The sequence below is a fragment of the Natronococcus sp. genome (genome assembly GCF_047921035.1).
In the GTDB taxonomy this organism is placed as follows: Archaea; Halobacteriota; Halobacteria; order Halobacteriales; family Natrialbaceae; genus Natronococcus.
The window spans coordinates 1-10126 of the sequence record NZ_JBLRWX010000109.1 but is presented as its reverse complement, the minus strand read 5'-3'; the positions used below and the strand labels follow the sequence as shown (position 1 = coordinate 10126).

Sequence of the window (10126 nt, the reverse complement as noted above, 5' to 3'; positions counted from 1 at the left end):
CCGCCGTAATTTTCGAGACGGTCTCCGGGAGCCCCACGAGGTCCGTCAACCCCTCCTCGAGCGTGCCGACGGCGACGTCGTCGACGTCCTCGGCCGAGAAGTCGAGTTCCTCGCGCACGTGAAGTACGTCGACGGTAACTGCTCGGTCCCCCGCGGCCAGTTCGCGGACGGCCTCGAGCTGTGCGTCAACCCGGTCGTCGTCGCCGTCGACCGGGACCAGAACCGTGTACATGTTCGAACCGACTGCGGGAACGCATATCAAACCACGAGTCGACGTCCGGCGCCCGGCCGACCAATGCGGAAGACCGAACTGCCTCGAGTCGCGACTGAGAGTATGGAACAGACGACCATCGACGTACGCGGGATGTCCTGTGGCGGCTGCGAGGAGAACGTCACCGACGCGCTCGAGGCGCTCGAGGGTGTCTCGTCGGCGACCGCGAACCACGAGGTCGACGAGGTTCGCGTCGAACACGACGAGGGGACGACCGTCGACGCGATCGGGAGCGCGATCGAGGACGCGGGTTACGAGGCCGACGCCTGATACGGATTGCTGTAACGATTTACCGGAGTGACCGCGGGATGGCTTGCGATCGTTCCGGAACTGACGGACAGGAGTCCGTATGCTTTTCGCGACGACAGTCGCGGGACGGAACTGGCAAACTGTTTTACGCCAGACGCTAGAGGAAGGGTATGGAAAGTCTCAACCGGATGGCGATCGAGTTGGTCGACGAAGCCCTCGACTACGCCGAGGAGCTGAACATCGGCGGCTTCGACCTCGAGAACGAGGCGACCGTGCTCGACTTCGGCGTCGAGTTCGACGGCGGGGTCGAGGCGGGACTACTGTTGACGGAGATCCAGACCGCGGGGATGGCGACGCCGAGCCACCTGCTGGGAGAGATCGACGGCACCTCGATCCCCTACGTCGAGCTGACGACCGATCAGCCCGCGCTCGCGCTGCTGTGTTCGCAGAAGGCCGGCTGGGAACTCGCGACCGAGGACTTCGAGGGACTCGGCAGCGGCCCCGCACGCGCGCTCGTCGCGCGCGAGGAAGAATTCCAGCGGGTCGGCTACACCGATGCCTTCGACCTGACCGCGCTGGCCGTCGAGAGCGACGCGCTGCCGCCGGCGTCGGCGGCCGAGCAGGTTGCGGAACTCGCCGATATCGAATCCAGCAGCGTCTTCCTGCTCGCCTACCGCACGGCGAGCCTGGCGGGAAGTATCACGTCAGCCGCGCGCGCAGCCGAACTCGCGACGTACCGGCTGACGGAACTCGGCTACGATCCTAACGACGTCGTCTCCGCGACGGGTCGGGCGCCGGTCGCACCGGTCGCGGGCGACGAGCAGACCGCGATCGCCCGGACGAACGACGCGCTCGCCTACGGCGGCCGGGCTCACCTGACCGTTCGGGAGGACGACGACGTCTTCGACTCGATCCCCTCGACGGCCGCGGACGCACACGGCCGTCCGTTCGCCGAGGTGTTCGACGATCTCGACTGGCAGTTCGAGGAGGTTCCCGCCGATCTGTTCGCGCCCGCGGCGGTCACCGTCGACGTACTCGGTGGACCGACCTACAGCCACGGCGAGACCGACGAGACACTCCTCGCGGAGTCATTCGATCTGTAGACCGATCCGACGACCGCCGTCGATCGACCGATTTTTCTCCCGATCGCACCTTCCCACGGTCGATGAGCGATTCGATCGACACCGTTCTCTTCGACCTCGACGATACCCTCTGTCGGTATCGCCGGGGCGCCGACGAGGTGCTCGAGCTCGCGTTCGAGCGCACGGGCGTCGGTCCCGTCTTCGAGCCGGCGACCTACTACGACCGGTACCGCGAGTACCTGGAGCGGACCGACGGCTTCGCCGACTTCCACGAGCGGTGTTTCGGCGATCTGGCCGTCGAGGCGGGCCACGATCGCGCTGACGGCGTCGCGGTCGCCCGCGAGTTCCGCGAGGAACGCGACCAGCGCAACGTCGAGGCGCTGCCGGGGGCGACTGCGACGCTGGACGCGCTGGCCGACGAGTACGCGCTGGGCCTGGTCACGAACGGGCTGTCCGCGATGCAGCGCCAGAAGCTCGAGGCGACCGGGCTCGAGCGCGCGTTCGAGACGACCGTCTACGCGGGGGAGGACACCGCGCCGAAGCCCGATCCCGAGCCGTTCTCGGTCGCCCTCGAGGACCTCGGCTCGAGCCCGGAGCGGGCGGTGTACGTCGGGAACTCCCTCTCGTCTGACGTTGCCGGGGCTCGGGCAGCGGGTCTGGATTCGGTGTGGATACCTGACGGAGGAGACCGGACGGATCCGGAGCCGCAGCCGAGCTACGTCCTCGAGTCGCTGTCCGAACTACGGTCTCCGCCCTGGCGGTGACGTCGCGGTGCGAAGCCGATTAGTCGGCGGGGTGGACCTCTGTGACGGTGCCGACGCCCTTGCTTCGTCCCTCGCGGAAGACGAACTTCTGACCCTCCTCGATCAGGTACGGGCGGAACTTGAACCGGACCGTGGTTTCGCCGGTGTCGCCGGGTAGCAGCCGCCCGTTCTCGGGCGAGAAGGAGGCGGCCTCGCCGATCGTCTCGAGGTGGACGACCGGTTCGTAGCCGTCGCCGATTCGGGTGGGGTGGTTCAACACCATCACCTCGGCCTCGAACTCCCGGACGGGCTCGGGGTCGGCCTCGCGAGGGAGCAACACCATCCCGCGCTCGATCGCGCTCTCCTTGACGCCCTTGAGCGCGATGCCGACGATCCGGCCGGCTCGAGCCCGGTCGACCCGGTGGTAGTGCATCTCGATCGATCGGACCTCCACCTCCTGGAAGCGGCCGTCGGGCATCGGCCCGAGCAGGAGTTCGTCGCCGGCCTCGACCTCGCCGGACATGACCGTGCCCGACGCCACGGCGCCGACGCCGGTCACGGAGTAGCTGCGGTCGACGTACATCCGGAACTCCCCGGCGTCCTGGGAGGTCTTCGGGAGCCGGTCGAACAGTTCGTCGAGGGTGTCGAGCCCCTCCATCGTGATCGCACTGGTCGTTACGATCGGGACGACCCGCTCGTTGATCTCCTCGACGGCGGCGTCGACGCCGTGGCGAGCGACCCGAAGCGGCGACTTGTCGACGTCTCGGAGCAGCCGTTCGACCTCGCGTTCGACCTCCTCGACTCGCTCGTCGGAGACGGCGTCAGTCTTCGTGATCGCGACGATCGTCGGCAGTTCGGTCGCCAGCAGGACGCCGAGGTGTTCGCGGGTCGTCTGGGTCGGCCCGTCGTCGGCGGCGACGACGAGCAGCCCGTAGTCGAGTTTCTGGCCGACGAGCCCGCGGATCGTCGTTCGAAGCCAGGGCTCGTGGCCGACGGTGTCGACGAACGAGACGAGTCGATCGGCCTCCTCGACGACCTTCGCCCGGTCAGCCTTTCGGTCCGGGTTCCGAACGTGGACGGGACCGTCGTCGTCGAAGCCGTAGACGGCGTAGGAGAGGTCCGCCGAGAGCCCGCGCTCGACCTCGTGGGGCTGGACGTCGAGGTACGCCCGCGTCGCGCCGTCGCCGTCGTCGGCTGTGCCGGTGACCAGCGATCCCACCAGCGTACTCTTGCCGTGATCGACGTGGCCGGCGGTTCCGACGACGAGGTGTTCGTCGTCGGTCTCGAGGATCGATCCGTCCCGAACCCGCGCGACGCCGACGAGCCCGCCCGAGGCGGTTCCCGCCTCGCTTCTGATCCCCCAGGTCTGGACGTCGTCGATGTGGGCGTCGGCCTCCTCGGCGAGCAGGGAGAGGACGTCCATCGACTCGGAGAACGTATCGTGATCGATACCGGCGAGCCCACCGTCGTCGGTGACGCCGACCACGTAGGTCGCCTCGCCGTCGCCCGACAGCAGGCGGTGTCGAAGTTGCGCGGCCAGGCTCTCACGGCGCCCGCCCTCGAGGTGGACGTCCCGGAGGAGCCGTTCCTTGAATTCGACGCTTCCGCCGTCCTGTTCGCCACGTTCCAGGGCCCGGTCGAGGAGGGCCCGGTCACGGCTCATGGGAGGTGGTAACTGGCGAGCCGATAAAAACTTCCCGGCGGAGGGACGTGTTAGCACGGAACTCTGTTTCCAGCTCGAACCGCCGACCGGATCGAAAACTCGAGGTCGGCGGGTAACGGTCGATTACCCCCGCGCTCGAGTCGGTAAGCGATGTCTACGATCGTCGAGTCGGGTCGGCGTTTCCGATCGGTATATCTAGTAATCAACCTCTACACGTATGATGATTTAAATAATTGTTATATCATCCGGAATGGTACCGTTGGGCGCGATGCCCTCGAACAACGACACGTTACGAACGTTCCTGACGGAGCACCCGCGACTGATCGGCGTCCTGTTCGCAGCCTGTCTCCTGCTGTCGCAGGTCGGGACGGCTGCAGCCGACGTCGGGATCGCCGGCAACGGCGGCGGCACCTGGTAGGCCGTCCCTACAGGTCCACGAACCGATCGTCCGTCGACCAGCACCATTCTTCGTCCCACCGAACCGGAATCTCGGCCAGCCGAAGGAATCGCGAGAGCGCTCCCGCGGAGACGTCGATCGGCGGCAGTTCGGTTCCTGCGAGGAAGTGTCGATCGACGTCGCCGATGTAGGGGATGTACTGGGCGCCGGGGCCGCTGTCGACGTGATGAAGCTCGAGTCGCAGCCGGTAGTCGTCGTCCCCCCGTGGCTCGATCCGGGCGGTGTTCGGGACGCCGCTGCCGGCCTGACCGACGGTGACGCTCCCGTCGCCGACGACGACGTACTGGTTGCCGACGAGGCGCTGGCTGCGGGCGATCGAGGTCGCGTCTCGGATCGAGAACCCGTTGTTCAACAGCCGCGCGACGAGCCGGCCGACGGCGATCGCGTCCCGGTTGCCGACGTCGCTGAGCGTGACGATCCCGCCGACCCCGCCCCGTTCGATCACGCGAACGCCGACGTCGTAGGATCGACAGCCGTTGATCAGGAACGCGTCGACGCCGACGTCCGCCAGCGCTCGGGCCTCGAGCGGGCCGTCCGAACAGACGAACGCGCCGTCCTCGACGTGGCCGACGTAGTGCAGAAAGTCGATGTCGGCCGCGAACAGCTCCCGAAGCTCCTCGCCGGAGACGGATCTGTGTACCCGCACCTCGAACGGAAGTTTCTCGCGTTCCCCGTAGAGGGTGCCGTCGGTCGTATCGAACTCCGGCGCCATCTGTGGATCGTTACAGACGATCGCGACCTCGACGGCGTCGCCCGAGGGCGAGCGCTCGAGCCCGTTCTCGAAGGCGCTTCGCAGGAGCTTGGTCGCGCCGATCGGGACGCCGTCGCCGAGCCACGCCTGGGCGAAGGCGTCGGTCGACGGCGGGGAGACGTAGGAGAACTCCGTTCCGGAATCGGTTCCCGCACGCGAGCGCGTGAACTCGTCGATCGCGAGCGCGGTGAGCGAGGCCGCGTCGGTCTCGGATCGACTCTCGGGGGCCGGACGGACGATCGACAGCTCGTCGGCGAGGTAGGGGAGCACGGTTGCGTTCTCCGGGTCAGCCGTCGCGTGCGTGACGAGGTTCCATCGCGGGAGGAGGTCCGCGATCGAGTCGTAGGGAATCGAGAGGACGGGTTCGAGTCGGTCGGCGAGATCCGCCTCGTACAGCTCGCCGAGTGCGAGGTCGAACCGCTCCTCGAACCGATCGCGCTCGTGGAGGTCGACCCGGTAGAGCCCCTCGGTTCGGGCCACGCAGTCGACGAAGAACACCTGCTCGAGGACGCGCTCGATCGCGCGGACGACGGAGTCGGTCGTCTCCCCGAGCGGATGGATGAACCCGTCGTCGGTCTCGAGTCGCGGGTCGGGACCGGTCTCGACCGTCGCCGCGAGGTAGTACGCCAGCGGGCTGGCGGCGTAGATCGCGGACCGGTCCGGTGGAACGACGAGGCGGACGCCCGAGTCGGGCGCCTCGATCCCCGCCGGGATTCGAACCGCCGAACCCAGATCCAGCCGGGGCGGGTGGCCGCGAAACGACGGCAGCGACCGATCGCAGCGGTGGGTCTTCAGCGCCGAGCCGAACGTCGAGACGGCACGCGCCAGATCCGCCGGCTCGGCGGTCGTCGTGACCGTCGCCGCGGGACGTTCGTGTCGCGACCGCGCCCCGAGTCGAACCGTCGTCGATCCGCCGAAGTCGAACGCCAGCCGGTCGTCGGCCGAGGCGATCGTCACCGGACTCTCGACGCGCAGGTAGAGCTTGATCGGGGCCATTAGCTCGAGGACGTACTCTCCCGCCGGGAGCCGTTCGTAGTCGCAGTACGTGGTCTCAAGCACCATCTCGCCGGTCGGGTCGCGGACGTACACGGGAACGACGTACGGAAAGACCAGCTCCGCGGCCGTCAGCTCGACGGCGCCGTCGACGGGAAAGTAGAACCCCGCGGGCTCGATCGGGCGGGGCGAGATCGGACCGTCGGTCCGGAACGGACACTGCCTGTTCTCGATCGGATCGACGACGGTGAGCCCCGCCCCGTCGTCGAACGGCTGGAACCTCGGATCGGCGGTCATCGCTCGCCGGATCGGGCGAGCCCGATCCAGTCGGTCGTGTACCCGCTCTCGTGGAGGTGCCACCGCTGCTGGGGACCGCAGTCGCCGACGCGAAGCTCGATCGTCGCGTCGAACAGCGACTCGAGACGGTCGACGAGGGGATCGTCGCGATCGACCGGCAACACGTAGTGGCCGAGCCCCGAGACGTCCCGGACCGCCTCGCAGATCGGCTCGAGGAACGCGACGGTGCCGTCGGGTCCGCACTCGTCGAGCACCGGTCGCAACGAGTCGACACAGAGGCGGAGATCGCCGGGCTCCCAGAGGGGCGCCCCGGTCCCGAACGCGCGGATCCGCGCGTCGATCGTCGCCTCGAGTTCGTCGAGGTCGGCCGGTTCGTCGACGATGGCGGGTGCGTCGGCGGCGGGAGCGCTCGCCGAGGCGACCGAACGGGCGGTCATCGCGTAGTCGACGACCTGTGCCGACGCGGCGTCGGTCGGCGCCAGCCGGTCGGCGACGATCCGTCGGTCGCGATCGAGCAAGGCGAAGAGGTGGCGGCGATCCCGGTCCGGATCGCCGAGGAGGGTCGCGCTGGCGATGTCGACGAGATCGTCCGGGACGCCCCCGGCAATCAACACGTTTCCGCCCGTTTGCTTCAGTCGCCCGAGCGTGGAGCCGACGCTGACCGTTCCGCCGGGGTCGACGACGACGTCGTGTCCGAGCACCGAGAACAGCACCGTCGCGCCGGGACGCGAGATCCCGTTCTCGCGTCGCCGGCTGAGGCGATCCAGCGCGTCGGGATCGATCGCGTCCCCGATCGCCGTCCGAACCCGGCTTCGATCCCAGCCCGATCGGTCCGCGATAGCCGACGCGACGCGTACCGCCACGGATCGCTCGTCCGACTCCGCGGCGACCGAGACGTGGGTCCACTCGTCGACGACGGAGACGTCGGTTTCGTCCGGGTCCGAGAGTTCGATCGTTCCGTTCGCGGTTATCCGGACCCGGTAGTTCGCGTACCGAAAGACGACGGTCGGCCACGAACGCTCCGGGTCGTCGGTCTCGAGCAACCGATCGAGCGCGTCGACGTCGACCGTCTCGTTCAGCGGCGGTAACTCGAGGGGCGAGCGATCGGTTTCGTCGGCGAGCCGTTCGATGAGCGAGATGCTCGGACGAGACCGGATCCCGGCGGCTGTTCCGTCTCTCTCGTCGACGCCGGCACCGTTCCGGGATCGGTCGTCTGTCATCCGTCACGGGGTACGACCGACGCTTAGGAAAAGCTCGCGGATATCGTACGGTCGATCCGAATAAAAACAACTGATTAAATAACAAAACTATTTACTATTTCTAGCTGGTTTTTGTATTGCTTTCGTACGTTCCGGCGTAGCAGTTCTCTAGCAACTTTATTAACGTGGGTCGAGATCCTACGAATATATGGTCGATTATCGTTCGGAAGATACGGAGGACTACGTCGCGACGGCTGAACCGGGCGTCGAACTGCCCGGCGTCGGCGAACACCGATCGTCGATCGACGAGTACCTCTCGCTTCTCAGCAACCGACGACGCCGCGACGTGCTCTACTGCCTCGCCGAGACGGAGGTTGCGAGCATCGAGTCGCTGGCGACGACGATCGCCGCCCGTGAGAGCTCGGTCCCCGCGGAACGGGTCTCGTCGGACGAACGGAAGCCGGTGCTGGTCGACCTCTATCACACTCACCTGCCGAAACTAGCGGACCGTCGGCTGATCGAGTACGACCGCCGGAGCGGGGTCGTCAGACGGTCGGCACCCGACGACGACCTCGAGGCGCTGCTCGAGCGCTGTTACGAACTCGAGACCGGCGGGACCTGATACGGTTTACTGTACGTCATGTCCGGCGCAACCACCGCCCGGGTCGCGGTTGTGCCGGGAAATCGGTACAGCAATCCGTATGAGCGAGCGCCGACGTTGCCGGGTTTCCTTTCAAGCCACTCGAGCCCGTACGGTCGATCATGAGCATCAGTGGCCTCTGCCAGATCTGTGAGTCGAAGCCGGCTCAGGAGCGGTGTGCCAACTGCGGAACGCTCGCCTGCGAGCAACACTACGAGCCGGGACCGGGGCTGTGTACCGACTGCGTGGCCCAGGGCCAGCCCGACCGCCAGTCCGACGACGTCGACATCAACCGGTTCTGAGACGATGGATGACCGTCGATGACGTCGATCCGCGACCTGCTCGGCGAGTCCCTCGCCGTCGGCGAGCGATTCCGTCTCGAACTCGAGCAGCGAGACGGGATCCTCGTCGCCGCCCACCCCTACGACGCCAGCCCGATGGACGTCGCCGTCGTCGAGGGGCTCGAGAAACTCGAGGAGCGCCCCCCTCGAGAGCCGGTCGAAGTCGAGATCGTCGGCCGGGTCGTCGACGGACTGGTCGCGGGACGGGTCGTCTCGACCGCCTGCGAGGACGGCTCCGACGCTCGAGTCGAGTGAGAACGACGGTTAGTCGTCGCGATACTGATTCAACCGCTTCTTGAGGCGTTTCGCCGCTTGCCCGCTGGCGCTGGCGAAGTCCTCACCCCGATCCTCCCCAGCGAAGATGATCCCTCGCGAGGAGTTGACCAGGCCGACGCCGTCGGCGAGTCCGTACTCGACGGCGGCCTCGGCGTCCCCGCCCTGGGCACCGATCCCCGGGACGAGGAAGGGGAGGTCGGGTACCTGCTCGCGCAGTTCCTCGAGTTCCGCTGGTTTGGTCGCGCCCACCACGAGCCCGACGTTGTCGTTCTCGTTCCAGAGGTCCGCGAGCGCGGCCACCCGCTCGTAGACGGTCTCGCCGCTCGCGAGTTCGAGGTCCTGGAGGTCCTCCCCGCCGGGGTTCGACGTGCGACAGAGGACGAAGACGCCCGACTCCGCGTCGGCCAGGAACGGCTGGAGCGAGTCCCGGCCCATGTACGGGTTGACCGTGATCGCGTCCGCGCGCTCGAGCAACTCGGCGTACTGTCGGGTCGTGTTCCCGATGTCGGCTCGCTTGGCGTCGAGCAGAACGGGAACGTCCTTGCCGTGGGCGTAGGCGATCGTCTCCTCTAAGGCGCGCCAGCCGTCGGGGTCCTCGTAGAAGGCGGCGTTCGGTTTGAACACGGCCGCGTGTTCGTGCGTGGCGTCGATGATCCGCCGGTTGAACGCCCACCGCGGGAGGTCGTGTTCGACGAGGTGGTCCGGGATCCTCGAGGGGTCGGGGTCGAGCCCGACCGAGACGACGCTGTCGACCGTTCGGATGCGGTCGTGCAGGCGATCGAAGAAGTTCATGCCCGAACGTGGGTCGGGCCGGTCGAAAAGATTGCCATCCTCGGAGCCCACCCCTGGAGGACGCTCGGACGAAAACAACTCCAAACGTCCGGCTGGTTTCCCCACTGGCGGGAATCGAGTTCCCGATATATGATGGTGAGGGGGCTATACTCGAGTGTAAAGGTGACCGACAATGTCCACAACGACTCGAAACCGGCTCGAAAGCCGATACGGGGGGATCGACCTCGTCGGCGAACCCCACGCGCTTAGCGCGTGGTTCGTCGTCGCACTACGGGCCGTCATGGGGGGAATGATGCTGTTCGCCGGCCTCGGCAAGTTTGCGTTCGTCAGCGGCGAGGCGTTCGACGCCAGCGGCTTCCTCGTCCACGGCGT

At 67.2% G+C, this 10126-nt stretch carries 12 protein-coding genes and 1 pseudogene; 8 read left to right on the top strand and 5 right to left on the bottom strand.

Translation table 11 applies throughout. The annotated features are described in order from the left end of the window. Positions 1–232: universal stress protein (locus tag ACNA7R_RS17170; RefSeq protein WP_416284752.1), on the bottom strand; the 232-nt coding region annotated here is incomplete at its 3' end. Positions 233–334: 102 nt separating this feature from the next. On the opposite strand from ACNA7R_RS17170, the gene ACNA7R_RS17165 reads away from it, so the two are divergent. The 3 genes from ACNA7R_RS17165 (at position 335) to ACNA7R_RS17155 (ending at position 2366) form a co-directional block, all read left to right on the top strand. After that, the gene (locus tag ACNA7R_RS17165; RefSeq protein WP_416284751.1) at positions 335–541 is read left to right on the top strand and encodes a heavy-metal-associated domain-containing protein; all 207 of its coding nucleotides are present in this window, start codon (positions 335–337) and stop codon (positions 539–541) included. A 149-nt stretch (positions 542–690) separates the two neighbouring features. Continuing rightward, positions 691–1623 carry a methenyltetrahydromethanopterin cyclohydrolase gene (gene mch / locus ACNA7R_RS17160; protein WP_416284750.1) on the top strand — a complete coding sequence of 311 codons (933 nt, stop codon included), beginning with the start codon at positions 691–693 and terminating at the stop codon, positions 1621–1623. A 62-nt stretch (positions 1624–1685) separates the two neighbouring features. Next, positions 1686–2366, top strand: a complete 681-nt coding sequence (locus ACNA7R_RS17155; RefSeq protein ID WP_416284749.1) for an HAD family hydrolase — start codon at positions 1686–1688, stop codon at positions 2364–2366. A gap of 19 nt (positions 2367–2385) precedes the next feature. Here the strand turns inward: ACNA7R_RS17155 and ACNA7R_RS17150 are convergent, their stop codons facing one another. Further along, a complete protein-coding gene (locus tag ACNA7R_RS17150) occupies positions 2386–4008 on the bottom strand; it encodes a GTPBP1 family GTP-binding protein (RefSeq protein ID WP_416284748.1) in 1623 nt (540 codons plus the stop codon). Between the two features lie 268 nt (positions 4009–4276). Between ACNA7R_RS17150 and ACNA7R_RS17145 the strand changes: the two genes are divergently transcribed. Next, a complete protein-coding gene (locus ACNA7R_RS17145; protein ID WP_416284747.1) occupies positions 4277–4426 on the top strand; it encodes a hypothetical protein in 150 nt (49 codons plus the stop codon). A gap of 7 nt (positions 4427–4433) precedes the next feature. Here ACNA7R_RS17145 and ACNA7R_RS17140 read toward each other — a convergent pair whose 3' ends face one another. Then, on the bottom strand, positions 4434–6506 hold the full coding sequence (locus ACNA7R_RS17140; RefSeq protein WP_416284746.1) for a hypothetical protein: 2073 nt from the start codon (positions 6504–6506) through the stop codon (positions 4434–4436). After that, positions 6503–7726 (bottom strand): HalOD1 output domain-containing protein, encoded by a 1224-nt coding sequence (locus ACNA7R_RS17135; protein WP_416284745.1) that lies wholly within the window; start codon positions 7724–7726, stop codon positions 6503–6505. Before ACNA7R_RS17135 ends, ACNA7R_RS17140 begins: the two co-directional genes overlap by 4 nt. A 187-nt stretch (positions 7727–7913) precedes the next feature. Between ACNA7R_RS17135 and ACNA7R_RS17130 the strand changes: the two genes are divergently transcribed. The 3 genes from ACNA7R_RS17130 (at position 7914) to ACNA7R_RS17120 (ending at position 8941) form a co-directional block, all read left to right on the top strand. After that, positions 7914–8327 carry a hypothetical protein gene (locus ACNA7R_RS17130; protein ID WP_416284744.1) on the top strand — a complete coding sequence of 138 codons (414 nt, stop codon included), beginning with the start codon at positions 7914–7916 and terminating at the stop codon, positions 8325–8327. Positions 8328–8467: 140 nt separating this feature from the next. Next, entirely contained in the window at positions 8468–8647 is a 180-nt protein-coding gene (locus ACNA7R_RS17125) for a hypothetical protein (protein WP_416284743.1), read from the top strand. Positions 8648–8665: 18 nt separating this feature from the next. Further along, positions 8666–8941, top strand: a complete 276-nt coding sequence (locus ACNA7R_RS17120) for a hypothetical protein (RefSeq protein ID WP_416284742.1) — start codon at positions 8666–8668, stop codon at positions 8939–8941. Positions 8942–8950: 9 nt separating this feature from the next. On the opposite strand, the gene pyrF is transcribed toward ACNA7R_RS17120, so the two are convergent. Then, positions 8951–9754: an orotidine-5'-phosphate decarboxylase gene (gene pyrF / locus ACNA7R_RS17115; protein ID WP_416284741.1), complete on the bottom strand. Its 804-nt coding sequence runs from the start codon at positions 9752–9754 to the stop codon at positions 8951–8953. Between the two features lie 172 nt (positions 9755–9926). Between pyrF and ACNA7R_RS17110 the strand changes: the two are divergent. Next, a pseudogene (locus ACNA7R_RS17110) lies at positions 9927–10126 on the top strand (DoxX family protein); the annotation flags it as partial.

What these genes read in the sequence shown, in the direction of transcription:
- ACNA7R_RS17145 (WP_416284747.1), top strand. Translation starts at nt 4,277, where the DNA reads ATGCCCTCGAACAACGACACGTTACGAACGTTCCTGACGGAGCACCCG.
- ACNA7R_RS17125 (WP_416284743.1), top strand. Translation starts at nt 8,468, where the DNA reads ATGAGCATCAGTGGCCTCTGCCAGATCTGTGAGTCGAAGCCGGCTCAG.
- ACNA7R_RS17150 (WP_416284748.1), bottom strand. Translation starts at nt 4,008, where the DNA reads ATGAGCCGTGACCGGGCCCTCCTCGACCGGGCCCTGGAACGTGGCGAA.
- ACNA7R_RS17140 (WP_416284746.1), bottom strand. Translation starts at nt 6,506, where the DNA reads ATGACCGCCGATCCGAGGTTCCAGCCGTTCGACGACGGGGCGGGGCTC.
- ACNA7R_RS17130 (WP_416284744.1), top strand. Translation starts at nt 7,914, where the DNA reads ATGGTCGATTATCGTTCGGAAGATACGGAGGACTACGTCGCGACGGCT.
- ACNA7R_RS17135 (WP_416284745.1), bottom strand. Translation starts at nt 7,726, where the DNA reads ATGACAGACGACCGATCCCGGAACGGTGCCGGCGTCGACGAGAGAGAC.
- mch (WP_416284750.1), top strand. Translation starts at nt 691, where the DNA reads ATGGAAAGTCTCAACCGGATGGCGATCGAGTTGGTCGACGAAGCCCTC.
- ACNA7R_RS17155 (WP_416284749.1), top strand. Translation starts at nt 1,686, where the DNA reads ATGAGCGATTCGATCGACACCGTTCTCTTCGACCTCGACGATACCCTC.
- ACNA7R_RS17120 (WP_416284742.1), top strand. Translation starts at nt 8,666, where the DNA reads ATGACGTCGATCCGCGACCTGCTCGGCGAGTCCCTCGCCGTCGGCGAG.
- ACNA7R_RS17165 (WP_416284751.1), top strand. Translation starts at nt 335, where the DNA reads ATGGAACAGACGACCATCGACGTACGCGGGATGTCCTGTGGCGGCTGC.
- pyrF (WP_416284741.1), bottom strand. Translation starts at nt 9,754, where the DNA reads ATGAACTTCTTCGATCGCCTGCACGACCGCATCCGAACGGTCGACAGC.